Origin of the sequence: Nocardia sp. NPDC056611 (assembly GCF_042792755.1) — a bacterium.
In the GTDB taxonomy this organism is placed as follows: domain Bacteria; phylum Actinomycetota; class Actinomycetes; order Mycobacteriales; family Mycobacteriaceae; genus Nocardia.
Genome location: NZ_JBHTVV010000005.1, coordinates 60,305 through 84,358 on the forward strand (window position 1 = coordinate 60,305; position 24,054 = coordinate 84,358).

Here is a 24,054-nt window from a genome sequence, read left to right on the forward strand (position 1 = left end):
TATTCGTCCTCCCCGAGACCGGGGAAGAGCGTGACTCAGAACAGGAAGTAGCGCTGGGCCATCGGGAGTTCGGTGGCGGGTTGCTCGCTCCAGACCTCGCCGTCGATGCGGACGGTGAAAGTGTCGGGATCGACCTCGATGCGGGGCATGGCCTCGTTGTTGGGGAGGTCGGCCTTGGTGCGGCGGCGGACATTGGCCACCGGGACCAGTTTCCGGTTGACGCGCAGGCGGTCGGCCAGGCCGTCCTCGATGGCCTGTTCGGAGACGAAGTGCAGGGAGGTCGAGGCCGTCACGCTCGGGGCGGCGCCGAACATGGGGCGCGGGAGGACCGGTTGCGGGGTCGGGATGGAGGCGTTGGCGTCGCCCATGGCGGCCCAGGCGATCGCGCCGCCCTTGATGACGGCGTGCGGGCGGACACCGAAGAAGGCGGGCTCCCACAGCACCAGGTCGGCCAGTTTGCCGACCTCGACCGAACCGATCTCGGCGTCCAGGCCGTGCGTGACCGCCGGGCAGATGGTGTATTTCGCGACGTAGCGCCGCACGCGGTTGTTGTCGGCCGCGCCGTCGCCGGGCAGGGCGCCGCGGCGGCGCTTCATGACGTGCGCGGTCTGCCAGGTGCGCATGACGACCTCGCCGATGCGGCCCATGGCCTGGGCGTCCGAGCCGATCATGGAGATCGCGCCCAGGTCGTGCAGGAGGTCCTCGGCGGCGATCGTGGAGGGGCGGATGCGGGACTCCGCGAACGCCAGGTCCTCGGGGATGGACGGGCTCAGGTGGTGGCACACCATGAGCATGTCCAGGTGCTCGTCGAGGGTGTTGATGGTGTGCGGCCGGGTCGGGTTGGTGGAACTGGGCAGCACGTTGAGATGCGAAGCGACGGTGATGATGTCGGGCGCGTGGCCGCCGCCCGCGCCCTCGGTGTGATACGAGTGGATGGCCCGGCCGCGGATCGCCGCCAGGGTGTCCTCCACGAATCCCGCCTCGTTCAAGGTGTCCGAGTGCAAGGCCACCTGCACGCCGGAGGCATCCGCGACGGTGAGGCAGCGGTCGATGGCGGCCGGGGTGGTGCCCCAGTCCTCGTGCAGTTTGAAACCGCCCGCGCCGCCACGCAATTGCTCCCACAGCGCGTCCTCACGCACCGTGTTGCCCTTGCCGAGCAGCAGGATGTTCACCGGCCAGGAGTCGGTGGACTCCAGCATGCGGGCCAGATGCCAGGCGCCGGGGGTGACGGTGGTGGCCTTGGAGCCCTCCGCCGGGCCGGTGCCGCCGCCGACCAGGGTGGTGATGCCGCCCGCCATGGCCTCGTCGAGGATCTGCGGGCAGATGAAATGCACGTGGCAGTCGATGGCGCCCGCGGTGACGATGCGGCCATTGCCGGCAATGATCTCGGTCGACGGACCGACCACCAGGTCCGGGTGCACACCGCTCATGGTGTCCGGGTTCCCGGCCTTGCCGATGGCGACGATGCGGCCTTCACGAATACCGATGTCGGCCTTGATGATTCCCCAGTAGTCGACGATCACCACGCCGGTGATGACGGTGTCCGGGGTGCCCTCGGCGCGGGTGGCGCGCGCCTGGCCCATGGATTCGCGCAGCACCTTGCCGCCACCGAACACGGCCTCGTCACCGGCGAGTCCCGGTCCGCCGCTACGGTCCTCGGTGATCTCGATGAGCAGGTCGGTGTCGGCGAGCCGGATGCGGTCGCCGACGGTGGGCCCGAACAGTTCGGCGTATCGGGCGCGAGAGAGTTCGGCCATCAGGCATCCAGCTTTCCGGGAGGGGTGAGGCTGATTCCGTGCACTTCGCGGTCGCCGCCGAGCGGGACCAGCGAAACCCGCTGCCCCAGACCAGGTTCGAACCGCACCGCGGTACCGGCCGGAATGTCGAGACGGTGGCCGTGCGCAGAGTCGCGGTCGAACTCGAGCGCGGAGTTGGCCTGCGGGAAATGCACGTGCGAGCCGACCTGCACCGGCCGGTCACCGGTGTTCACGACATCGAGTTCGATGCGATCCGCGCCGGCATTGAGCTCGATCGTGCCCTCGGCACAGAGGTATTCACCAGGAATCATCGCGCGTCATCCGATCGGGTGGTGGACGGTGACGAGCTTCGTGCCGTCGGGAAAGGTGGCCTCGACCTGCACGTCGTGGATCATCTCGGGAATCCCGTCCATGACGTCGTCGCGGGTCAGCACGGTGCGCCCGGAGGCCATCAACTCGGCTACCGTGCGCCCGTCCCGCGCCCCTTCGAGCACGTGATCGGTGATGATCGCGATCGCCTCGGGATGATTGAGTTTCAACCCGCGCGCCTGCCGCCGCCGCGCCAACTCGGCCGCGTAACTCAACAGCAGGCGTTCCTGCTCGTGCGGCGTCAGTCGCATGCGGGCTCCTCGGCAATCACGGGGACGGATCGTCGGCCATTCTGGCACGACCCGCGTTACCAGCATGTTTCGGAGATATACGATTTTCCGTCCCCGCGTCCGGACCCCCGAATCCGGCTGCGCCCGACTCAGTTCTGCGGGCTGAGGTTCTGCAACCGCACCTGCCCGCGAGCCACGGTCCGCTCCTGCTCATCGGTGATGACGACCTGCCACAGCTGCTGCGAGCGCCCCCGATGGATCGGCGTCGCCACCCCGCTCAACTTCCCCTCGCGCACGGCCCGCAGAAAGTCGGTGTTGTTGTTGACCCCGACCACGGTGCCGCGGTCACCCAGCCACGCCCCGCCGGCCACACTCGCCAGCGTCTCGATCACCGTGCAGTACACGCCGCCGTTGACGATCCCGGCAGGCTGATACAGCTGAGGCGTCACCACCCACTCCGCCGCCACCCCGTCCCCGCTCAACTCGGTGAACTTCAACCCGATGAGATCGGTGAACGTCCCCTCACTGAGCTTGTTCATCAGCTCGGGCGTCACATCAGCCAGCGATTTGATCGAAGAGAAGTCGTCGCTCATATGCACACATTTGCACATCCGCGCGACCCGCCCGCTACCGGGGACCCCGGCAGCCGCGGCCGATCACGATCTGCGCGAGATGATCATGATGTATTCGCAGGGAGCGTTCGTCCGGTTCGCGAAGCCGTGATCCGCGTCGGCCTGAAAGAAAATGGAATCGCCCGTGTTCAGCGTTTCGGTGATCCCGCCGATCGCGACGGTGAGGGTGCCGTCGAGCACCACGAGCTGCTTCTCCGAACCCCGCGGATACGCGGGCAGCAGCCCGGTGGAAACCTGCGCGGGGAGATAGTGGACGACCATCTCGCCGCCTCCCGCACCCGGGGCCGCCGACACCATGTGCCGCTCGAAACCGGTGTCCGGGTCACGGAAAACGGGCCGATCGTTCTTTCGCATGACAACGGCCACCCCGGACGCGGCGGCGGCCGCCCCACCGATCAGCTCGGAGAGCGACGCGTCGAGCGCGTGAGCGATCTTGGACGCGACGCCGATCGTCGGACTCTTCTCCCCGCGTTCGACTTTCGACAGCATCGCCCGGCTGACCGAGGACTGCGTGGACAACTGCTCCAGCGTCAGACCCGCCTCCTCGCGGCGTCGCCGCACATTCGCGCCGAACGCCCCGGCCAGGTCGTCACCGTGCCGTGGTTCGTCCGCGCTTCCGTCTTGCTCGATCACCGCGCTCCTCGATCGCTGGATACCTCGTTGCCCACAGTGTAGATTTCTCCCAAAGAAGATTTTGTCTCCCATCGGAGACATGTGCTCAACCCGACGGAGATTCCATGCGTTTGATCTCGAGTGGCCGCCACCATGCCACCTTCGAATTCGGTGACCTGCAAGTGATCTCGTTGCGAGACGGCTACATCGACATGCCGCCGACCCGGCTCCGCGACGAGGACGGGCGCCCCCTCCCCCAGCTGCCGACCGCCGTACCCCTGGTCGGCGACAACCTGCGGCTGTCGGTCAACGCCTTCTTCGTCACCGACGGCACCCGCTCGATCCTCATCGACACCGGCGCCTCCAACGTCTGGCACGACCCCACCATGGGATTGATCTACGACGCGCTCGAAGAAGCGGAAATCGACCGCACGCAGATCACCGACGTCGCCATCACCCACCGGCACGAGGACCACGTGAGCGGCCTGATCACCCCGGACGGTTCGGAAGCGTTCATCGAACTCGAGCGCATCTGGATCGGAGCGGGCGACACCTCGGTGTTCACCGGCCGACTCGAGCCGCTCCGCGACCGGGTCGTACCCGTGTCCGACAAGGTCGCGATCAACAACTGGACCACCGCGATCCCGACCCCGGGCCACACCCCCGGCCACACCATCTACGACATCACCAGCGGCACCGCCCATCTACTCATCTGGGGCGACACCGTGCACGTTCCCACACTCCAATTCGAGCAGCCGACCGTGTCCTGGGAGCTCGACGGCAACCAATCCCAGGCTCGCGCCGCACGAGTAGCGCTCCTCGAACACCTGACCCGCCCAAACCATTTCGTCGCCGGCGCCCACCTCGACTCCCCCGGCATCGCTCGCGTATCCCCCTCCGGCAACGGCTATGCGCTGGAATACCTCGCACCACCGATCGGCTGATCGGACGGCCCGGCGAAGACCGCGAAAGCGGGGCCGTTGCGATCGAGGGCGCGACAATAGGCGCTTGCTAGTTAGGTAAGCCTGACCTATACTCGGTTTCGGCGTCAGGATCGTGGGAGGCCCCGAGGGCTGCGGTGGCCCCCGATCCGCTGCCGGTGGTGGGTTCTGTCGAGAGTGATCGGTCGGCAGAGCCCACCACCTCTGTATTCGGGTGGGTCGGTCAGTCGGTCATGCCCCACAGCATGCGGATCCAGCCTGGGTAGCGGGCGCTTTCGACGTCGTAGAGCTGCATGTCCAAGGGGGTCTCGCCGCGGGGGGTGCGGAGGCGGATAAGTCGTTCGCCGGGGTGGTCCAGGTCTTGAGCTCGCGACCACAGGCGGCGGAATTCGGGGTTTCGGCCCAGGGCGCGCAGGAAGTCGCCGGACCAGTCGGGGACGTCGAAGGCGGCGATGCGGGCGCGCAGCACCGATACCGAGGCGTGGGCGGCGGTTTCGCGGTCGAGCAGGGCGGTCGCGGCGCGCGGGTCGTCGAGGAGCCAGATGAGCCAGTTGCCGCCCTCGGTCAGGCCGGGGAAGGCGCGGCGCGCGGCGTCGTTCAATGCCAGGACGTGCCAGCGGGAATCGAAGTAGCCCGCGGGATCGGGGGCGAGTCGCTCGAGTCGGCGCAGCCGGTCCGGGGTGATGGCCGCGCGCAGTTCAGCCAGGTCGGGTGCGGCGGGGTCGGGCAGTCCGGCCAGGTCGTACAAGTAACGGCGCGACCGATGCGAGACCGGCTGGACCCGGTCGAGGCAGCCGCACAGGGCTTCGACGACGGCCTGGGTGGGGCGACCGCGGCGGCCGAGTTCCAGGTGAGTGATGTAGCTGGCGCTGACACCGGCCGCCATGCCCAGGCGTTCGCGTGACACCCGGCGCTCGTCGCGCAACCGCCGCAGTACCGCGCCGAAGCTCGGCGGTTGCACGGCCGCGGCGTCGATATCCGATGTCAGGCGGCCCGGCTCGCGCACAACCGGTGTATCCGCGATCGAAATCGTGGCTACGCCTTGCATGTTCGTCATGCGTCTCCCGCTCCTTTCCGCTATGGCTGTGACCCCGAACACCAATCAAGTTAGGTGTACGACCGAGTACCAAGGGTGCTGTCCGTGCCAGCCAATCGACTCACAGCGACCACTCGGTTTGGAATGCGGGCGGGGTGGGGAACCGGATTGCCGCGCAGACACTCTGAGTCGACTGCTGTGCACTCACGGTCATGGGCTTCGACTCCGGCGCGTCCTATGGTCGATTCGGGTGGGCGACGCAGTGAGCCGCCTCGCCACCCGGTTTCACAACGCGGCCGGCCGTCGACGACGACCCGCCTGCACGGTGATCGTGCGGCCGGCCGCGAGAAAACAATCCGTGGAACGCGTCCCATGCCACGGGCATCGACGCCCGCACTCTGGCGGACCAGGATTCACCCGCACATCGACACCAGTTGTCGCACACCGTTCTCCGGGCGTAGGCCCAGCGCGATTCCTCAGCGCACCGCGGGTGTGGACCGTCCGGCACATCTCCATCGCATTCCTGAACAAGCGAACACCGCCAAGGAGTTTCGATGAGCACTCGTACCGCCGTAGTCCTCCCCGGCCAGGGGTCGTATCAACCCGGCGCTCTCGCCGCCCTGACCGAGGACCCGCGGCTGTCCGCGGTTCTCGCCGACATCGACGCCGTCGCCGCCCTGCGCGGCCACGGCCGCATCTCCGACCTGCTGCGCGACCCGGGCGCACCGAGCGGGGAGGAACTCGCCCGGACCCGGCCGGTGACACTGGATCTGGCGCTGTTCGCCGGGGGCGTGCTGGCCTGGCACGGACTCGCCGCGCGCGGCATTCGCTCCGACGTGCTGATCGGTCACAGCCTGGGTGAACTGACCGCGCTCGCGCTGGCGGGGTCGGTGTCGATCACCGATATGGCCGGACTGGTGTGCCTGCGCGCGGAAACCATGCAGCGGCTCAGCACCGGCCTGGGCGGGATGACCGCGCTGGGAATCGGGGCCGTGCGCGCCGATCACCTTGTCGGACTACTGAATCTGCCGGACCTGACCGTCGCGGTGGACAACGGACCGCGCCAGTCGGTGGTGTCGGGCCCGCACGAGGCGCTGCTCGAGCTCGAACGCATCGCGCAGGCGGCCGGGGTGCGCGCCACCCGTGTGCCCGCCGCCTACCCCTATCACAACAGGATCCTGCGCGATTCGGCCGAAATCGTCGCCGCGGCGGTGGACGGCGTCACGGCCGCCGGGCCCGCGGTCACCGTCTACTCCCCCATCCTGGGCCGCGAGGTGCGCGGCGCGGACGACGCCCGCACGGTGATCGGCAGCCACCTGGTGCGGCCGGTGCACTTCTACGACGGCATTCTCGCGGTCTTCCGTTCCGGCGTCGACTCGTTCGCCGAGGCATCCGGCAAACCGGTCCTCGCGTCCCTGATCAGCGGCTGCCTGCCCGCGGACGTCCAGGTCGCCACCCCGCTGCACGCGGTGCCGCAGGCGGGTGCGAACTCCACACCGCCGCAGTCGATTCCGACGGGTGCGGCGCAGGTCGCCGGGCAACCCGCGGTGACGCTCGCCCCGGTCGGGGCGGTCGCCCAGGTCGCCGCCGTCCCGCCGGTCCGTCAGGTCGCGCCCGTCGCCCCGGTCGCCGCCGTCCCGGCACCCGCCCCGGCTCCCACCCCTGCCTCGGCCGTCGCCCCTATCGCCGCCGTCCCCGCTCCCGCGGCCGTCGACCACGCCGCGCCCCAGGTGCCCGCACCGCCGGTCGCCGCTCCCGCCCCGGGCGCCCTCGACCGCGCCCAGGTCCTGGCCGGCCTGCGCGACATGTACGCGGACGCCCTCGAATACCCGATCGAGGTGCTCGAGGAGGACGCGTTGCTGGAGGCCGACCTGGGTGTCGACTCCATCCGCCAGACCGACCTGATGGGCCGCGCCCGCATGCTGTTCGGCCTGCCCGAGCCCGATTCCTCCATCCGCACGGTCGATTTCGACACCCTCGGCAAGATCGCCGACTATGTGCTGGCCTCCGGCCGCCGAGATCTGGCGCAGGCCGTCTGATGGCGGCCTCGGGCGAGTTGTCGGGGAAGGTCGCGCTGGTCACCGGTGGCGCCGGTGGCGTGGGCAGTGCCGTGGTGGGGCTGCTGGCCCGGCGGGGCGCCACGGTCTATCTGAACTGCTTCCATTCGTTCGCGGCCGGAAAGCAGCAGGCCGAGCAGCTCACCGCCGCCGGACACGATGTGCGGGTGCTGCGCGGCTCGGTCGGCAAACCCGATCATGTGGAGCGCATGATCGCCGAGATCGGCGCGACGTCGGGGCGGCTCGACGTACTGGTGAACAATGCCGCGCTGGGCCTGTTCGGCAGCGCGGCCACCCTGACCGAGGACGATATCGACCGCACCTGGAACATCAATGTCAAAGGGCCGCTGCGGTGTTCGCAGGCCGCACGGGCGTTGATGACGGCGAGCGGCGGCGGATCGATCGTCAACCTGTCCTCGATCGGATCGACCCGGGTGCTGCGCGACTATCTGGCCATCGGCCTGTCCAAGGCCGCGCTGGAGAGCCTGACCCGCTACCTCGCGGTCGAATTCGCCGCCGACGGCATCCGCGTCAACACCGCCTCCGGCGGCCTGCTGGATACTCCCGGGGCTCGAATGTTCCCCGACAGCACCGGTTTCGCCACCACGATGGCCGACCGCACCCCGTTCGGCAGGCTGGGGCAGGCCGACGAGATCGCCGAGGTGGTCGGCTTCCTCGCCTCGGACCGGTCGGCGTGGATGACCGGTCAGACGGTGACCGCCGACGGCGGGCTCGGACTGCCGCTCGGGGCCTTCGGCCGCGGTCAGGAAGCCGCCGCCCCGCCCGAACAGACCGATGCGGCGGCCCCGCACGCGGCGGCGGCGACCGCACCGGACACGGCATCCCAACTCGGTCACGACCCGATCGTGGTGGTCGGAATGGGCTTGGCCGCACCGGGTGTCAACAGTCCCGACGAATTCTGGCAGGTGCTGTGCGACGGCCCCGCCCTGTTCAGCGAGGCCACCCCCGACCGCTGGCAGACCTCGGCGTTCACGCCCGGCCGCCGCGACGTCCCGGACAAGGGCTACCAGCCGGTGAGCGGCATCATCCAGGACTTCCGCCCGCACCCCGGCCTGGCCGCCGAACCCGACCACGGGGAACGCGATTTCAACACCCTGTGGTTGCGGCACAGCCTGTATCAAGCCCTCGAATCGGTCACCCGCCGCGCCGAGGACCGCTACACCCTGAGCGTCGGGCTCACCTGTGACGGCAGCCAGCACCGCGGTGAGCATTTCCTCGTCGAATCGGTGCGGCTCGCCCTCACCGAGAGCGGCACCATGACCGAGGACCAGCTGCGCACGGTGAAAGACGCACTGCTGAAGCGGTTCCCGCGCGCCGTGACCACCCGCACCCTGCCGCACGACATCGCCGCGGACGCCATCGACGGCATCCTGCCCGCCGCCACGCCCGTCTTCGTGGTCGACACCGCGTGCTCGTCGTCGCTGTACGCCCTCGACCGCGCGGTGCGCGATCTGCGCGAGGGCCGCACCGACATCGCGGTCTGCGGCGGCTCCCACGCCCAGCGCGTCGCGAACATGGTGGCGTTCGCGCAGCTGGGCGGGCTCTCCCCGACCGGTGAGATCCGTGCCCTGGACGAGACCTCCGACGGCGTCCTGTTCGCCGACGGCGCGGGCATCCTGGTGCTCAAACGGCTCTCGCGCGCGCTGGCCGACGCCGATCAGGTGCTCGGCGTCATCTCCGGCATCGGGCTGTCCGCGGACGGCAAGGGCAAGGCCATCAACGCACCCTCTACCCCCGGTCAGGTGGCCGCCGCGCGGCGAGCGCTGGCCGACTCGGGCATCGACGCCGGCGATGTCGGACTGGTCATCGCCCACGCGACCGGCACCCCCGCGGGCGACAATGCCGAACTGCTGGGCATCGCGCAGGTCTACTCCGGACAGCGCCCGGTGCCGGTGGTCGCGAACAAGTCGATCATCGGGCACACCGGGTGGGCGGCCGGCGCGCTGTCGCTGATCCATCTGCTGCTCACCATGCGGCACGGCCACATTCCCGCCCAGCCCCGATTCACCCGGCTGCGGGACAAGGTCGCCGAACACGCGTCGCATCTCACCGTGCCACGCGAGCCGGCCGCCTGGCCGCGTCCGGTGGGACCGGGCCGGGTCGAGACTCCCCGCATCGGCGCGGTGTCGGGTTTCGGTTTCGGCGGCACCAACGCCACCGTCATCGTGTCGGAATACCTGCCGCGGCACGCGTTTCCGGCCCCGTCGGAGCGCCCCGACCACTCCGGCGATCCGCTGGTCATCGTCGGCTGGTCGAAGTGCGAGCCCGACGACCTCGACTACGGTGAGCAGTTCCCGGCGCCGCCGTTCGAATCCGTGCGGATGCCACCGAGACTGGTGCGTTCGCTCGACCGCTCGCAGCTGCTGGCGATCCAGTGCGTGCACGCACTCCCGGCGCGGGTGCTCGACTTCTGCTCCGGCCACCGCGACACGACGGGCGTGATCGTCGGATTCATGGGGCAGACCCAGGCGATGGGCGGCATCGTGCTGCGCACCCATCTCGACGACATCGCCGATGTGCTAGCCCCGGAACCGGTTCCGGGCATCCCCCGATTCCTCGAGGAGTTCCGGCAGGCGGTCGAGGCCGCCGCGCCGCCGCTGACCGCCGACTCCTACCCGGGGGCCATGCCGAATCTGATCGCCTCCCGGATCTGCAACTACTTCGACCTGCGCGGCCTGAACCTGCTGGTGGACACCGGCGAAACCGCACTGCTGCAGGTCTTCCAGGCCGCCGAGGACTATCTGCGCTCCGGTGACCTGGATCTGGCGCTCGTCGCCGGGGTGAGCGCCAACGCCACCCCCGCCTGGGCCTCGGAAGTCCGCGGCGACGACGACCGCCCGATCGCCGAGGGCGCCTACCTGTTCGCCGTCACCCGCGAATCCCTCGCCCGCACCGCCGGACTCGACATCCTCACCCGCCTGGAAACCTCGATCGGAGAACCCGCATGACAGCCGACCGCCGCCCGGACCAGGTCCGGCTGCTGGGCGCCGAGGGCGCCCTGGAACTGATCGAATTCCTCACCGGCACCGCGAAATCGGCGCGGATCACCCGCAACGCCGGACCCGGCCGGCCCGCGCTGACAGTGCGGCTCGAACGAGTCGCCGACGCTCCCGGACCGGCCGATGCGCCCGCCGCGCACATCGACGCCGCGCCCGGGCCGGTCGCCGCGAATGCCGCGGGCCCGCCGAACGTGCTCGATCGGCACCTGCTCTCCTACGAACCCGAAGCGCCCGCCGAGACCGGCGCCGGGGTGCCGTTCGCGCCCCCGCGCACCCTGGTCGTGGTAGCGGGAGATATCGAACTCGACGCCGGGCGGCTCGCCGCCGCCGATACGGCCGTCCTGCGCGCGCACGGCGACGGCTGGCTCCTGTCCGAGAACGGCGGCACCACCGGAATCGCCCATGAGGAAACAGCTCTCGCGGCGGCACTGACCGCGCTGGATCCGGCCCACGTGCGCGTCATCGTGCGCCTCGACCCCGTGGACGACTGGACCACGGTCCGTGACGACACGATCATGACCGGGCACGAGGCCGCGTTCCTCGCCGCCCGCTCCACGCAGCCGGCAACCTGTCAGATGCTGATCCTGGGCGGCGCGGACGCCACCGGGCGCCCGCACCCGTACGCCGGATTGTTCACCGGCCTGGGGAAAGCCCTCACCGCCGAACCGTACTTCGCGGCGGTCGACACCCTCGTCCTGCTGACCGACGAGCGCGAAGCCGGACCCGGCATCGCCCTGCTGGAGCACGAGAGCGGGGTGGCGCGGACCCTGCCGGTCACGGTGCGCGCCAACGGGATCCGCCGGGTGGAACGCACCCGGCCCGCGCCGCTGCCGACACCCGCTCCGCTGCTCGAACTCCCGGCCGACGCGGTCATCGTGGGGGCCGGCGCGAGCCGCGGGATCGGCATGGCCATGATGCTGGCGCTCGCCGAACGCTACCGGCCGATCCTGCACATCGTGGGCTCCACGGACCTGTCGCGCTTCGACGACGCCGCGCTCGCCGAGGACGACGCCGCGCACGGCGAACGGCGACGGACTCTGTTGCGGGAAGCCGTCGGCCGCCCCGGCGGTGTGGCGGCGGCCAACGCCGAGCTGACCCGGCTCGGGCACGCCCGCACGATCCGGGCCACGCTGCGCGAGCTCGAACGGCACGCGGGCGCGGGCCGGGTGCACTACCACCCGTGCGACGTCACCGACGCCGCGGCGGTCACCCACTTGGCGGCCGAGGTGCACCGGCTGTCGGGGCCGCGCATCGACCTGCTGTTCCATCTGGCGGGCGTCAACCGCACCGCGGACCTGGAGAACAAGCGGCTCAGCGACTTTCGCGCGGTGCGCGACCTGAAGGTGCGCTCCTACCGCAATCTGAAGGCCGCGTTCGCCGCGCATCCGCCGCGCCGCTGGATCAACACCAGTTCCATCGCCGCGGTCCTGGGCGTCCGTGGCGAGGCCGACTACGCGGCGGGCAACGCCTTCCTGCTCAGCAGCGGCGGATTCGAGGCCGCGCGCGGCGGCGCGGAAACCACCTTCGCGTGGGGACTGTGGGGCGACGCCGGGCGCAGCACCGAGGCGGCCTACGCCCGGGTGCTCGACGCCAACGCCGATATGGCCCCGATGCCCGCCGTCGAGGGCATCGCGCACCTGCTCGGTGAACTGGGTGCACCCGAACCCGGTGTGTGCCCGGTGTTCCTGGGCGCGACCGAACGGGCGGCCATCGAACGCGATCGGCCCGGCGTGCTCGCACTGTGGAAAACTGTCGCGAACGAACCGCAGCAACCGGCCCCCGGTCCCCGCTTCTTCGTCGACGCGGTCGCCGAGCGCGCGCCGGACCGGCTCGTGATCCACCGCGATCTCGACCTCGGCCGCGACGGCTATCTCGAGGACCACCTCATCCAGGGCCACCCGACCATGCCGGGCCTGATCCTCACCGAGATGGCGGCCGAGGCCGCCACCGAACTGGTGCCCGGCCGGGTCCCGGTCGCGTTCGAGGACTTGGCCTTCGACCGATTCGTGCGCGTGTACCGCACCTCGGCCAGACCCGAACGCAAGAAGCTGGTCGCCGAACTCGTCACCCACGAACCCGGATCCGAGGGCCGGTCGGTGGTCGACGTCGCGATCCTGTCCGACGTCATCGCACCCGACGGCACGGTACTGGCCACCGATAAACCGCACGCCCGCATGCGGGTCATCCTGCGGGAATCCGCACCCGCCTGCCCGCGCCCGGACCCCGCCCTGCTGCCCTCCCCCACCGACGGCGTCGAACTGGCCAATCCGTACCAGGTCGACAGCCCCTTCGCCCGCCTGGGCGGAGTCTTCGCGGCGTTCTCGCACATCACGGTCGGCTCGGCGGGAAACCTGGCCGCCCTGCGACTGAACCGGGAACGCCTGGGGCGCTGGTTCACCGAGGCGCTCGTGCCCGCGGTGCTGTGCGACGCCGTCGCGCAGGGGGCGGTCGCCGCGTCCGGCGACGACTGGAGCGCCATCGTGGTGCCTCGCTCGGTGGGCCGCATCGACGTCTACGGCGGCCTCAACGACTTCGCCGTCAGCGCCGGGGATTTGACGCTGCACACCCGCCCGCCGCGACGCGGCGCGAAACTCTACACCAACGACTGGGCGGCGGTCACCACCACCGACGGCCGCCTGGTGCTGCGCATGACCGACCTGGCGGGGGACGTCATCGGCTACGTCCACCGCGGCACCGGGGAATTCCGATCCGCCGCAGAGCACGAACGGACCCGGCCGCCAACGGTTCCCGTGCCGGTCCCACCCGCCGCGCCGACGACCCCGCGCGCCGAGGACGAACCCGCGGTGCGCCCGAATCTGCTCGCCTACGACGGCATCGACTTCGCCCGGCCGGTGGACCGGTATGTCACCGAGCCGATTCCGCGGCCGCTGATCCGCGCACACCATGATCAGCTGTTCGGCAGAACGGTGCTGCTGCTGGGCCTTCCGAACGAGCACACGCGCCAGGTCGCGACGGGGCTGCGGGACTGCGGCATCACCGTGCACACCGCGACCGGACACGACGACCTCGCGGCGGTGGCGGCCGGTGCCGACTCCTGGGACGGGATCATCGATCTCGGGATGATGGGGGCCGCCCGATACACCCTCGGTGACGACGGCTGGCGCGAGGCGTACGCCCGCACGGTCGCGGCGATCAAACTCGTCTACGCCGCCTGGCAGGCCGAATCCGCTGTGGCACGGCATTTCTATCTGGCGGTCGGACATCAGGACGGCCTGTTCGGCCGCTCCGAGCACAGCGCGGAGCAGCCGCTGAGCGGGGCGTGGACCGGTGTCGCCAAGACCCTGCCGATCGAATTGCCCACCGTCGCGGTCAAAGCCGTCGATCTGGATCGATCCGACGCGACGACGACGGTGGAGATCGTCTGCGCCGAGACCGGCGACTGGCACGACCTCGAGGTCGGCTATCGCGACGGGATCCGCCACGTGCTCACCCTGCGCGCCGCACCGCTGCGACTGCCCGAGGACCACGCCGGCGCCATCGGTCCCGAGGACTGTGTGCTCATCTCCGGGGGCGGCCGCGGCGTCGGCTTCGAACTGGCGAAAGCGCTGGCCCGCACCGGTGCACGGGTCGTGGTGACCGGGCGCGCGCCCTGCCCCGGCACCGCGCTCGCCGACGACGACACCCACGCCCGGCACCGGCGCGACGTGCTGCGCGAGGCCGCGACCCGCTCCGGTGATCCCGACCGAATCCGCGCTGCCGTACAGGAATTGGAGGCCGGCGACCGGCTGCGCGAACTTCAGCGCAATCTCGAGGCCGCCCGCGCCGACGGGCTGGTCATCGATTACGAGGTCTGCGACATCGTCGACCGGACGAGCGTGGACGCGCTGTTCGATCGCCTGGCGAGCCCGCCGACCATCCTGGTCCACAATGCCGGGGTGTATCGCGGCGTCCGCACCCCCGCGCAGACCGACGCCGACCTGGCCATCACCATGGACACCAAGGTGATCGGCTTCGAGCACCTGCTCGCGGCCACCCTGCTGCGCACCACGCCGCGCATGGTGTGCGCCGTCAGCTCGGTCTCGGGGCGGCTGGGCGGCATGATCGGCCACTTCCCCTACGCGGCCGCCAACAACGCGCTCACCCAGCTGGCCTGCTGGGCCGAACGCCGCTACGGCATCCCGGTCCGCAGCATCTGCTGGCCCACCTGGGAACGCGTCGGCAATATCGTCAATTACGAAGGCGCGGCGCAATACTGCTCCACCGTGCTGCCCGAGGAAGCGGTCGCGCACTGGCAGGCCGAACTGAGCGCCCCGCACGATCCGGGCGTCAGCGCGCGCACCGCGGGCGAAGCGACCTATCTCGGGCGGCTCGGCGTCGTCTGGCGGCCGGGCAGCGTCCGCACGATCGTGCTGCCCGGCGAACATCCGGACGCGGTACGGACGACCACCTCGCGGCGACTGCTCGGCGACGTCGGCTCCTTTCTCGAGCATCGCCTGTTCACCACCCGCCACCGGCTGGCCCCCGGCTCGGAACCGCATCTGATCGCGGGCGGCGCCTTGCCGCTCGGCATGCTGCTGGAATACGCGCTGGCGGCGGGAGATTGGGTGCGGCCGGAGAACCGGGCCCGGCAGCACCTGCTCGAGATCGCCGACCTGCGCGTGGACCTGCCCGCCGTGCGCATCCCCCACGACGACGAACTGGAGGTCGAGATCACCGCGCGCGGCACCTGGACCGACGGGCACTGGGCCGTGCGGGTCACGCTGGCCGGCATCGGGGAGATGACATTGCGGTACACCGCGAATCCCGTCCCGCCCGGATACGAGCCCACCGTCACCGACGGGACCGCGATCCCGCGCCATCACGACGGCGACCTCTGGTGCACGCCCGGCCCTCCGCGGGCGAGCCTGCCCCATCCGGCGCTGGCCGCGATCCTGGCCGATGCGCTCACGGCGGCGGACACCGCGACCGACAGCGCTGCCGGACAACGGTTGTCGGTCGATCGCCTGGTCGTGTTGCCCGGCTGCCTGGCTGCCGACACGGTCCACCGCACCGCGGGCGGATATCGCGCCGACGCCGACGGCGTGCCGGTCATGACGGTCGAACGGCTGCGCCTCGCCGCGATCGATGCGGAGCCCACCCCGGCCACAATGCCCGCCAACGGATTCCACGACCTCGCGTTGGTGGACGCGGCACGCTGACAGCACCCGGCCCCCGCCGCCGAACGATCCGGCGCGGGGGCCGAGCCGTGTCCGAGATAGGGTCCGCGCTTCGGCCAGGCTCGACGGACCCGGCTCCCGCCGGAGAAATGCTCGGGGAGGCGAACTCACAGTGCTTCCCCCGGCGGCGGTGAGGTCGTGCTCTGCGTGCCTCGCAGGCGCCCATCGGTGCCGAGCATCGCGAATATGCGTGTCGCACATTGTCGGCCCTGCGTGCCGCGAATCTTGCCTGCCGTGCACCGATAACGCTCCGACCGGCCGGGGTCGTGAACCGGTAACCGACACGTGTGGTGGCGCTCGCAATTTTGCTGTGGGCGCACGATTGTCGCCTCTGCGTGCCGCGAGAATGGCACGCAGGGTCGATCCCGGGTGACGAAAACACTGGTCATTTGACCGACCAGTTCTATTCGCCCGACTTTTCAGTACTGCACTCCTCGTAATGGCCGCTCCGCGCATGCGGGGAGTTGGCCTGGAACTTTCTAAAATCAGGCCGTTCGTAATGTTCAGCACGAAGCTGGAACTCGAGTGCGGGCGAGTTCCGAGGGGAGTTGAGATGGCTGTCCTTTTGGATGCGGAGTCGTGCCCGGTCGAGAATCGGCACGGCCTCGTCACCGACCTCGCCAAGTCGGTGGCCCTGCAGGTGGACGCGGAATTGCTGGATCCACCGGAACGCATAGTCACCCGCCACGAGAAGTGGCGGCTCGGGGTGGCCACCCTGCACCGGATCCAGATCTCGGCAGTCCGGGTCCGCCGGACGCCCGCGCAGGTGCTGCGAACGCCCTCGTCCGCGGTCGCGGTGGTCCTGCAGAAGCAGGCGGTCCGGCATCACTACCAGAACGGGCGGCACACCGTCACCTCGCCGGGCGAATGCGCCCTCTGGGATTTCGCCACACCCTTCGAAGTCGGCTGGGACGGGCTGGGCGAATCCTGGTGCATCGCCGTCCCGCGCGATCGGCTGGGAGTGTCGGGCGAGACCCTCGCGGCCGCCACCGGCCGGCTGCGGCACAGCCCGCTGCACGACATGATCGCCGGGCAGATCACCGAACTCATCGAGGGCGCCGAGGCGCTCGAACGCGATCCGGCCGCGGTCATGGTGGGCCAGTGCTGCGTCGAGATGGTGCGGGCGCTGCTGCTGTCCGCCTCCGGACCCTCGACCGGTGACGAGACCCCCGCCCACCAGCAGGCCGTGGTCCGCGAGGTGCAGAATTACGTGCGCCGCCACCTCAACGACCCCGACCTGAAGGTCGAGCAGATCGCCGCGGCCCACAACATGTCCGCCCGCTACCTCTACCGGCTGTGCGCGAACGCCGGAATTCGCCTGGAGCAGTGGATCATCGGCGAACGGCTCGCGGCCGCGCGCGCCCTGCTGGTGGATCCGGCCCACGGCGGGCGCACCATCAGTGCCATCGCGCACACCGTCGGTTTCCGGGACGCCACGCATTTCACCCGCCGGTTCCGGGCCGCGTACGGCATGACCCCGCGGGACTGGCGCTACGCCGCGGCGACCGCCTGAGCGTCAGCTCGCGGACCCGCCGACACCCCGCGCCTCGGCCCGCCATTCGCTCGGGCCGACGCCGTAGGCGGCGCGGAAGCGGCGGGTGAAGTGGCTCGCGTCGCGAAATCCCGCGGCTCGCGCGATCCAGCCGATGGTGCGCTCCGTGTGCCGGGGATCGGCGAGCATGCGACGCGTCAGCTCCAAACGTTCACCGATGATCCACTGCTGCATCGAGACTCCCTGCTCCGACCACAGCCGATACATCCGGCGCACCGAGATGTGGTGCGCGGCGGCGACTTCCGCCGCGGTCAGGTCGCGACGGCGCAGATTCAGGCGCAGGTAGGTCTCCATCTGGCGCAGCAGCAGCGGGGCGGGCAGCCCGGCCCCGATCCCCTCCGCCGGTTCGGCTCCGGCCGCCGAGAGCACCAGTGCGCGCACCATATCCACCCCGGCCCGGCCCAGATCGACAGCGCCCGGGTCGTTCTCGATGGTGTCCGCGCGGGTCATGAGGTCGACGATGAACGACGAGACCAGCGGGCACAACGGGCTGCGGCGCAGACCCAGCGCCGCGGTGCGCACGACATCGCCCGGTAGTTCCAGCTCGTCCACCGACATGCGCAGGCTCACGCTGATCGACGCGCCGCGCATCACCGACACGAACGGGTTGTCGTGGTCGATGGCTCCGCAGTCCCCCGGCGCGAGCACCTCCTGAATGCCGAAATGTTCGTGGATGCGGTTGCCGCCGATCTGCCGCGTCACCGAGAACAGGCCCGCGGGAGTGGTCCGGACATGCTTGGGGGTCCGGAGCACGTCGACGCCCGTGGTCTCGGCCCGCAATACTTCCACCGGCCCGAACAGCCAGGCTTCCAAACGGCCGTGGGCCCCACCGCGATCGGCGAAGCGGACATCGGCGGCGGCCACGGTCTCGGAGGCGACGGCGGCCAGGGCGTCCGCGCGCTCGTGCCGGGCCAATGCCGCGGTATCGAACACGACCGCCATCCACGCCTCCACCAGTTCGATCCGACGCGGTGCGGGCACCCCTCGGGATGCCCGCACCGCGGTCGGAACAGTAGCAGCAGCAAGTGGGCAGCACACCATTGTGCAGATAGCCCGCGAGTCCACGGCCCCGGCGCATGAATTGCACCGTCAATGCATCAAGATTGTTTGCCGCACAGTCTACTTGCGAGACCCGGACGGGCGCGACACAGCACCGAATCGACGGCTACAGCAAACTGGTGGCGTGGCGATTGGACCGACAGGTCTACCTGACGCAGGCGCGGCGCACCGGTAGACCGCGATCCTCGAAGGCGGCCAGCATGGCCTGGCCGCGACGCGCGCCCTCGGAGGAGGACGTATTGGCCAGGGCCGGAACGTAGGTCGCCGCACCCACCACCGATTCCGCGACCAGCCCCCAGAAGCGCCGCACGCCCAGACCGGAGCAGTGCGTCATCGCCTCCTGGATGAGAGTCAGCGCGGGCAGGCAGCGGTGCGCGAGCCAGACGTAGAGCGCCGGCTCGCACGGCAGCGCCACCACACCGTCCTCACCGGCGAGCGGATCGCCGTCCAGCACGCGAATGGTGGTGTCGGACAGCCCGGCCCAGTCGATGCCGCCGTCGTTGTCGGTGTGAATCCACAGGTTCTCCAGGCCCGGATCCCACGCGCGGCCCTCCGACACGACCATGGCCATCACCCGGCCCACCACCGCGTGGATCAGCGCGGTGGCCACCACCTCGGCGGCGATGTCGGCATTGCTCATCTCCGCGGCGTGGCGCCGGTACATCAGCTCGATGCGGCCCTCACGGATGCCGGCGGCGAGTCGCCACCATCTGCGTTTGCCCTGGTCGACCATGGCGGCGACGGCGTAGACACGCGGGTGGTCGGGTTGCAGGGCGCGCAGGCGGTGACAGGCCGTCCCGAAGGCGAGCCTGGAATCGCGCGGCGGGCACACGGTTACGGGTTCGAGCATCGAACCTCCTCATTCATCGACTATTCGGCCAATGTGGGGACCAAAGGCGTGGAGCATGGACAACGCGTACGAGAAGATAGGTTAGGCTTACCAGACTTATCGACCATAGAACGTGTCAGGAGTAGTTCGTCACCGTGCCCGCCGTAGTCACCACCAGACGGCGACGTCTGTCCGGACTTCTCGTTCTCGCCGTGCTCCTGCTCGGCGCACTGGCCGCCAGCATCGCCCTGGGTACCCGCAATCTGGGTCTCGGAACCGTCTACGACGCGCTCACCTGCCCTGGCGGACTCCCGCTTTCGTGCCCGGCCACCGACACCGCCGCCCAGATCGTGCGTGAATTGCGGCTCCCCCGAACCGGACTGGCCCTGATCACCGGGCTGGCGCTCGGCATGGCCGGGGCGCTCATCCAGGGCTACACCCGAAACCCCCTGGCAGACGCCGGACTACTCGGCATCAACGCGGGCGCGGCGTTCCTCGCGGCGCTGAGCATCCACCTGCTCGCGCTCACCAGCCCGGCGCAGTACATCTGGTTCGCGTTCGCGGGCGCACTGCTCGCGGGCGCGGTCGTCTTCGGCATCTCAGCCCTCGGCGGCGGTAAGGCGAGCCCGCTGAGCCTGGTCCTCGCGGGCGCGGCCGTGACCGCGTTCCTGCAGGCCATGACCAATATCGTTGTCCTCCTGGACGGGACGGCCCTCAACACCTACCGCTACTGGGTGGTCGGCGACGTGGCCGGGCACGACGCCACCACCTTCCGGCAGGTCCTGCCGTTCCTCGCGGTCGGCGTCATCCTGGCCCTGACCTGCGCCCCCACCCTGAACCTGCTCGGCCTCGGCGACGACGTGGCCCGCGGCCTCGGCGTCGACATCACCCGCAGCCGGGCCCTCGGCCTGGCGGCGGTCGTCCTGCTCGCGGGCGCGGCCACCGCCGCCGTCGGCCCCATCGCCTTCCTCGGCTTGATCGTCCCCCACCTGGCCCGGGCGTTCACCGGCCCCGACTACCGCTGGCTGCTCCCCTACTCGGCGTTGCTCGGCGCGATCGTCCTGCTCCTGGCCGACACCGCGGGCCGATTGATCGCCCGCCCCGGTGAACTCCAAGCCGGTGTCACCCTCGCAGCCCTCGGCGCACCCTTCTTCCTCCTGCTCGTCCGCCGCCGAAAGCTGGTGAGCCTGTGACACTCCCGACACCTCCCAACACCGCCCCCGACGCTGTGAGCTCGGGCGACTCACCGGCAAACCCTTCGACGGGCATGCTGCGAGCGGTTCGGCCCGCCGTGCGGGTGGGCGGATTCTCGTCCGTGCTGCGTCCGATGGCAGTGATCACCGTGATCTCGCTGGCGGCCTTGCTGTTCGGATTGTTCGCGCTGGACATCGCGGTGGGTGAGTTCCGGATTCCGCTCGGGCGGGTGCTGGATGTGCTGGGCAGGGGCGGGACTCGGGCGCAGCGATTCGTGATCATGGATTCGCGGCTGCCCCGGGCGCTGACCGCCGTGGTGGTCGGGGCGGCGCTGGGGCTGGCGGGCGCGGTGACGCAGTCGATTCTGCACAACCCCCTGGCCAGTCCGGATCTGCTCGGCATCACCTCCGGTGCGAGCGTCGGCGCGGTCGCGGTACTGGTCGGGCTCGGCGGGGCCGGGACGGGGACGGCTGCGGCGCTCGGGGTTTCGGGAGCGGCGCTGGCGGGCGGGCTGCTGACCGCGGTGCTCATCTATCTGCTGGCCTGGGGACGGACCGCGTCCGGGGACGCTGGCGTGATGGGATTCCGGTTGGTGCTCATCGGGATCGGCGTCAACGCGGCGCTGCTGTCGGTGGTGAGCTGGCTGCTGACGCGGGCCACGCTCACCGACGCCGCGCACGCCCAGCAATGGCTGACCGGGTCGCTGAACATGGCCGACTGGTCGAGCCTGATCCCCGCCTCGATCGGGTTGGGGCTCGCGCTGCTCGTCACCGCCGGATCGGCGCGCACACTGGCCGCGCTGCGGTTCGGCACCGACACCACCCGCATCCTCGGCGTCCGCATCCAGACCCAGCAGGCGATCCTCATCGCCGCCGCGGTTGGCTGCACCGCGCTGGCGACCGCCGCGGTCGGCCCGCTCGGCTTCGTGGGCCTGGCGGCGCCGCAGATCGCGCGGCGGCTGCTGCGCACCCCCGGTGAACCGGTCATCGCGTCCGCGCTGGTCGGGGCCGTCGCCGTGGTCGGCGCGGACCTGCTCGCGCGCACCGCGTTTCCGGTGTCGCTGCCCGTGGGCGTGGTCACCGCGGCCGTGGGCGGACCGTTCCTGCTGTATCTGCTCGTTCGCACCAACCGGAAGGCGACACTGTGACTTCGACGTCGGCTCCCGCGACTTCTAAGGTGGCACTGTGACTCTCGCTGCGGAATCCCTCACTCTCGGCTACGGCGAGCGGATCATCGTCGACGGACTGTCGGTGGACATCGAGCCCGGGCTCATCACCACCGTCATCGGCCCCAACGGCTGCGGCAAGTCCACCCTGCTGCGCTCCCTGGGCCGGCTGCTGCGCCCCAAGGCGGGCCGGGTCCTGTTGGACGGCAAGGCCATCGCCACCATGAAGACCAAGGACATCGCCCGCGTGGTCGGCATGCTGCCGCAGACGCCGGTCGCGCCCGAGGGCCTCACCGTCGCCGATCTGGTCGCCCGCGGCCGCCACCCGCACCAGTCCTGGCTTCGGCAGTGGTCCGCCGACGACGAGACCGAAGTGCTGGCCGCCCTCGAACAGACCGGCATCGCGGACCTCGCGGGCCGCACCCTCGACGAGCTGTCCGGCGGCCAGCGCCAGCGCGCATGGATCTCCATGGCCCTGGCCCAGGGCACCGACATCCTGCTGCTCGACGAGCCGACCACCTACCTCGACCTCACCCACGCCCTCGAGGTGCTGGACCTGGTCGACCGCCTGCACGACGACCTGGGCCGGACCGTGGTCATGGTGCTGCACGATCTGAACCTGGCCATCCGCTACAGCGACCGCCTCATCGTCATGCGCGACGGGCGCATCCAGGCCCAGGGCGCCCCGGCCGACATCATCGACGCCGAGCTGCTGCTCGAGGTGTTCAATCTGCGGGCCGAGGTGCTCGAGGATCCGGTGTCCGGGCGGCCCATGATCGTGCCGATCGGCAACCGTCACGTCATCGTATGAGGAATCCCACACCAGCAACCCGCCGGTTACGACGACCTGTAGTACGCATTGCTGTCGTTGCCTCCGTAAGCTGGTGGGATGGCAGGTCTTGGTGAACTCGAGAAAGCGGTCATGGACCAGTTGTGGTCGGCCGACGAACCGCAAACGGTCCGGCAGGTCCATGAAGCCCTCGCTGAGCGTCGTGAACTCGCGTACACCACGGTGATGACCGTTCTACAGCGCTTGGCGAAGAAGAACCTCGTCGTCCAGCAGCGCGACGACCGCGCACACCGGTACGCGCCCGTGCACACCCGCGACGAACTCGTCGCCAGCCTCATGTTCGACGCGCTGCAGCAGGCGGACGAGGTGGGCAGCCGCCGCGCCGCGCTCGTGCACTTCGTCGAGCAGGTCGGCGCCGACGAGGCTGACGCATTGCGCGCCGCACTCGCTAAGCTCGAAGCCACCGAGGTGGCGCGCAAGGACAAACCCGAGTCCGTTTAGCTGTACCCTCGGCCCGAGCCCCACAACGCAGTGAGCTGAGGACATGGACTGGACAGCGCCGGTATTCGCCGGTCTCGCCTTGTTATTGGCGGGACCGGTACCAGCGCTGCTCTCCCGGGCCACCTGGCCCTTCCGCAGTCCCCGTGCCGCCCTGGTGCTCTGGCAGGCCATCGCACTGGCCGCGGTGCTCAGCGCCTTCGGCTCCGGCCTCGCCATCGCCTCCCGCCTGCTGGTCCCCGGCCCCGACGGCCGGCCGACCACCACGCCCAGCAAGGAAATCGACGTCCTCGGCCTGCCGCTGTGGCTGGGCCTGGTGCTGGTGTTCGCGCTCACACTGCTGGTCGGGGCGCGGCTGATCTGGTCGGTGATCCGGGTCGGCATCCACACCCGCCGCCGCCGCGCCCGCCACCGCATGCTGGTCGACCTGCTCGATCAGTCCAGCGTGCAACGCAAATCGGCCGACATCCGGGTGCTCGCGGCCACCGAGCCGATCGCCTACTGCCTGCCCGGACTGCGCCGCCGCGTGGTGCTCAGCCAGGGGACGGTCACCAATCTGACCGACGAGGAACTCACCGCCATCGTCAGTCACGAACGCTCGCATCTGCGCGCCCGCCACGACCTGGTGCTGGAAGCCTTCACCGCCGCGCACGAGGCCTTCCCCCGCGTGGTCCGCTCCAAGTCCGCGCTGGACTCGGTGAAACTGCTCATCGAACTGCTGGCCGACGACTCCGCGGTCAAGGTCACCGGCCCCACCCCGCTGGCCCGCGCCCTGGTGGCCTGCTCGAATTCGCCCGCCCCGCAGGGCGCGATGGCCGCGGGCGGACCCAGCACCCTGATCCGCATCCAGCGCCTCGCCGGTCCCATCGGCGACCTGCGCATCGCCGTCGCCGCCTACCTGGCCGCCGCCGCGATCCTCGTCGTGCCGACCCTCGCCGTCGCGATCCCCTGGCTGGTCGAGGTCAGCCGCCTGGTCAGCCGTGCCTGAACCCGCTCCGCCCGCCCGCGAATCCGACTCGGGCGCGGACGGTTCCGCCGTGCCCGGCGGCGCACCCGGCTCCCTCGACGCCTCGTCCACTCGCCGTGGCGCCCGAAACCGACCTGCGGCGACACCGAGCACAGCTCCTGCCGACACA

At 70.4% G+C, this 24,054-nt stretch carries 18 protein-coding genes; 10 read left to right on the plus strand and 8 right to left on the minus strand.

All coding sequences use genetic code 11. The features are described from left to right. Positions 1 to 35 precede the first annotated feature (35 nt). The 5 genes from ACFRAQ_RS25760 to ACFRAQ_RS25780 form a co-directional block, all read right to left on the minus strand. On the minus strand, positions 36 to 1,757 hold the full coding sequence (locus ACFRAQ_RS25760; protein WP_379103944.1) for an urease subunit alpha: 1,722 nt from the start codon (positions 1,755 to 1,757) through the stop codon (positions 36 to 38). Continuing rightward, on the minus strand, positions 1,757 to 2,068 hold the full coding sequence (locus ACFRAQ_RS25765) for an urease subunit beta (RefSeq protein WP_379103946.1): 312 nt from the start codon (positions 2,066 to 2,068) through the stop codon (positions 1,757 to 1,759). Before ACFRAQ_RS25765 ends, ACFRAQ_RS25760 begins: the two co-directional genes overlap by 1 nt. A 6-nt stretch (positions 2,069 to 2,074) precedes the next feature. Next, positions 2,075 to 2,377 carry an urease subunit gamma gene (locus ACFRAQ_RS25770; protein ID WP_357085156.1) on the minus strand — a complete coding sequence of 101 codons (303 nt, stop codon included), beginning with the start codon at positions 2,375 to 2,377 and terminating at the stop codon, positions 2,075 to 2,077. A 128-nt stretch (positions 2,378 to 2,505) separates the two neighbouring features. After that, a complete protein-coding gene (locus tag ACFRAQ_RS25775; RefSeq protein ID WP_379104935.1) occupies positions 2,506 to 2,895 on the minus strand; it encodes a PaaI family thioesterase in 390 nt (129 codons plus the stop codon). Between the two features lie 117 nt (positions 2,896 to 3,012). Further along, positions 3,013 to 3,693, minus strand: coding sequence for a helix-turn-helix domain-containing protein (locus tag ACFRAQ_RS25780; protein ID WP_379103949.1), 681 nt, complete (start codon positions 3,691 to 3,693; stop codon positions 3,013 to 3,015). Between the two features lie 32 nt (positions 3,694 to 3,725). On the opposite strand from ACFRAQ_RS25780, the gene ACFRAQ_RS25785 reads away from it, so the two are divergent. Then, complete coding sequence (locus tag ACFRAQ_RS25785; protein ID WP_379103951.1) at positions 3,726 to 4,544, plus strand: MBL fold metallo-hydrolase; 819 nt, start codon at positions 3,726 to 3,728, stop codon at positions 4,542 to 4,544. A 220-nt stretch (positions 4,545 to 4,764) separates the two neighbouring features. Here the strand turns inward: ACFRAQ_RS25785 and ACFRAQ_RS25790 are convergent, their stop codons facing one another. Next, positions 4,765 to 5,598 carry a helix-turn-helix domain-containing protein gene (locus ACFRAQ_RS25790; protein WP_379103953.1) on the minus strand — a complete coding sequence of 278 codons (834 nt, stop codon included), beginning with the start codon at positions 5,596 to 5,598 and terminating at the stop codon, positions 4,765 to 4,767. Between the two features lie 533 nt (positions 5,599 to 6,131). Here ACFRAQ_RS25790 and ACFRAQ_RS25795 point away from each other — a divergent pair. The 4 genes from ACFRAQ_RS25795 to ACFRAQ_RS25810 all read left to right on the plus strand — a co-directional run bounded on the left by ACFRAQ_RS25795 (position 6,132) and on the right by ACFRAQ_RS25810 (position 17,344). Further along, the gene (locus ACFRAQ_RS25795; protein ID WP_379103955.1) at positions 6,132 to 7,616 is read left to right on the plus strand and encodes an acyltransferase domain-containing protein; all 1,485 of its coding nucleotides are present in this window, start codon (positions 6,132 to 6,134) and stop codon (positions 7,614 to 7,616) included. Continuing rightward, entirely contained in the window at positions 7,616 to 10,603 is a 2,988-nt protein-coding gene (locus ACFRAQ_RS25800; protein ID WP_379103958.1) for an SDR family oxidoreductase, read from the plus strand. The genes ACFRAQ_RS25795 and ACFRAQ_RS25800 overlap by 1 nt, the downstream gene beginning before the upstream one ends. Beyond that, positions 10,600 to 15,813 (plus strand): SDR family NAD(P)-dependent oxidoreductase, encoded by a 5,214-nt coding sequence (locus ACFRAQ_RS25805; RefSeq protein WP_379103960.1) that lies wholly within the window; start codon positions 10,600 to 10,602, stop codon positions 15,811 to 15,813. The genes ACFRAQ_RS25800 and ACFRAQ_RS25805 overlap by 4 nt, the downstream gene beginning before the upstream one ends. Positions 15,814 to 16,384: 571 nt before the next feature. Continuing rightward, a complete protein-coding gene (locus tag ACFRAQ_RS25810; protein WP_379103962.1) occupies positions 16,385 to 17,344 on the plus strand; it encodes a helix-turn-helix domain-containing protein in 960 nt (319 codons plus the stop codon). A gap of 3 nt (positions 17,345 to 17,347) precedes the next feature. Here the strand turns inward: ACFRAQ_RS25810 and ACFRAQ_RS25815 are convergent, their stop codons facing one another. Beyond that, positions 17,348 to 18,382 (minus strand): helix-turn-helix transcriptional regulator, encoded by a 1,035-nt coding sequence (locus tag ACFRAQ_RS25815; protein ID WP_379103964.1) that lies wholly within the window; start codon positions 18,380 to 18,382, stop codon positions 17,348 to 17,350. 205 nt (positions 18,383 to 18,587) lie between these two features. After that, positions 18,588 to 19,292 (minus strand): hypothetical protein, encoded by a 705-nt coding sequence (locus ACFRAQ_RS25820; RefSeq protein WP_379103966.1) that lies wholly within the window; start codon positions 19,290 to 19,292, stop codon positions 18,588 to 18,590. Positions 19,293 to 19,426: 134 nt separating this feature from the next. Here ACFRAQ_RS25820 and ACFRAQ_RS25825 point away from each other — a divergent pair, with 134 nt between their 5' ends. From ACFRAQ_RS25825 to ACFRAQ_RS25845, 5 genes are all read left to right on the plus strand, one after another. Continuing rightward, positions 19,427 to 20,464 (plus strand): FecCD family ABC transporter permease, encoded by a 1,038-nt coding sequence (locus ACFRAQ_RS25825; protein WP_379103968.1) that lies wholly within the window; start codon positions 19,427 to 19,429, stop codon positions 20,462 to 20,464. Between the two features lie 74 nt (positions 20,465 to 20,538). After that, positions 20,539 to 21,612 carry a FecCD family ABC transporter permease gene (locus tag ACFRAQ_RS25830; protein ID WP_379103970.1) on the plus strand — a complete coding sequence of 358 codons (1,074 nt, stop codon included), beginning with the start codon at positions 20,539 to 20,541 and terminating at the stop codon, positions 21,610 to 21,612. Positions 21,613 to 21,649: 37 nt separating this feature from the next. Continuing rightward, positions 21,650 to 22,441: an ABC transporter ATP-binding protein gene (locus tag ACFRAQ_RS25835; RefSeq protein ID WP_379103972.1), complete on the plus strand. Its 792-nt coding sequence runs from the start codon at positions 21,650 to 21,652 to the stop codon at positions 22,439 to 22,441. 78 nt (positions 22,442 to 22,519) lie between these two features. Continuing rightward, positions 22,520 to 22,921 (plus strand): BlaI/MecI/CopY family transcriptional regulator, encoded by a 402-nt coding sequence (locus tag ACFRAQ_RS25840; protein WP_379103975.1) that lies wholly within the window; start codon positions 22,520 to 22,522, stop codon positions 22,919 to 22,921. A gap of 43 nt (positions 22,922 to 22,964) precedes the next feature. After that, on the plus strand, positions 22,965 to 23,906 hold the full coding sequence (locus tag ACFRAQ_RS25845; RefSeq protein WP_357085127.1) for a M48 family metalloprotease: 942 nt from the start codon (positions 22,965 to 22,967) through the stop codon (positions 23,904 to 23,906). Positions 23,907 to 24,054 lie beyond the last annotated feature (148 nt).

What these genes read in the sequence shown, in the direction of transcription:
- ACFRAQ_RS25765 (WP_379103946.1), bottom strand. Translation starts at nt 2,068, where the DNA reads ATGATTCCTGGTGAATACCTCTGTGCCGAGGGCACGATCGAGCTCAAT.
- ACFRAQ_RS25810 (WP_379103962.1), top strand. Translation starts at nt 16,385, where the DNA reads ATGGCTGTCCTTTTGGATGCGGAGTCGTGCCCGGTCGAGAATCGGCAC.
- ACFRAQ_RS25820 (WP_379103966.1), bottom strand. Translation starts at nt 19,292, where the DNA reads ATGCTCGAACCCGTAACCGTGTGCCCGCCGCGCGATTCCAGGCTCGCC.
- ACFRAQ_RS25775 (WP_379104935.1), bottom strand. Translation starts at nt 2,895, where the DNA reads ATGAACAAGCTCAGTGAGGGGACGTTCACCGATCTCATCGGGTTGAAG.
- ACFRAQ_RS25780 (WP_379103949.1), bottom strand. Translation starts at nt 3,693, where the DNA reads ATGGGAGACAAAATCTTCTTTGGGAGAAATCTACACTGTGGGCAACGA.
- ACFRAQ_RS25790 (WP_379103953.1), bottom strand. Translation starts at nt 5,598, where the DNA reads ATGACGAACATGCAAGGCGTAGCCACGATTTCGATCGCGGATACACCG.
- ACFRAQ_RS25800 (WP_379103958.1), top strand. Translation starts at nt 7,616, where the DNA reads ATGGCGGCCTCGGGCGAGTTGTCGGGGAAGGTCGCGCTGGTCACCGGT.
- ACFRAQ_RS25770 (WP_357085156.1), bottom strand. Translation starts at nt 2,377, where the DNA reads ATGCGACTGACGCCGCACGAGCAGGAACGCCTGCTGTTGAGTTACGCG.
- ACFRAQ_RS25840 (WP_379103975.1), top strand. Translation starts at nt 22,520, where the DNA reads ATGGCAGGTCTTGGTGAACTCGAGAAAGCGGTCATGGACCAGTTGTGG.
- ACFRAQ_RS25785 (WP_379103951.1), top strand. Translation starts at nt 3,726, where the DNA reads ATGCGTTTGATCTCGAGTGGCCGCCACCATGCCACCTTCGAATTCGGT.
- ACFRAQ_RS25760 (WP_379103944.1), bottom strand. Translation starts at nt 1,757, where the DNA reads ATGGCCGAACTCTCTCGCGCCCGATACGCCGAACTGTTCGGGCCCACC.
- ACFRAQ_RS25830 (WP_379103970.1), top strand. Translation starts at nt 20,539, where the DNA reads ATGCTGCGAGCGGTTCGGCCCGCCGTGCGGGTGGGCGGATTCTCGTCC.
- ACFRAQ_RS25795 (WP_379103955.1), top strand. Translation starts at nt 6,132, where the DNA reads ATGAGCACTCGTACCGCCGTAGTCCTCCCCGGCCAGGGGTCGTATCAA.
- ACFRAQ_RS25845 (WP_357085127.1), top strand. Translation starts at nt 22,965, where the DNA reads ATGGACTGGACAGCGCCGGTATTCGCCGGTCTCGCCTTGTTATTGGCG.
- ACFRAQ_RS25805 (WP_379103960.1), top strand. Translation starts at nt 10,600, where the DNA reads ATGACAGCCGACCGCCGCCCGGACCAGGTCCGGCTGCTGGGCGCCGAG.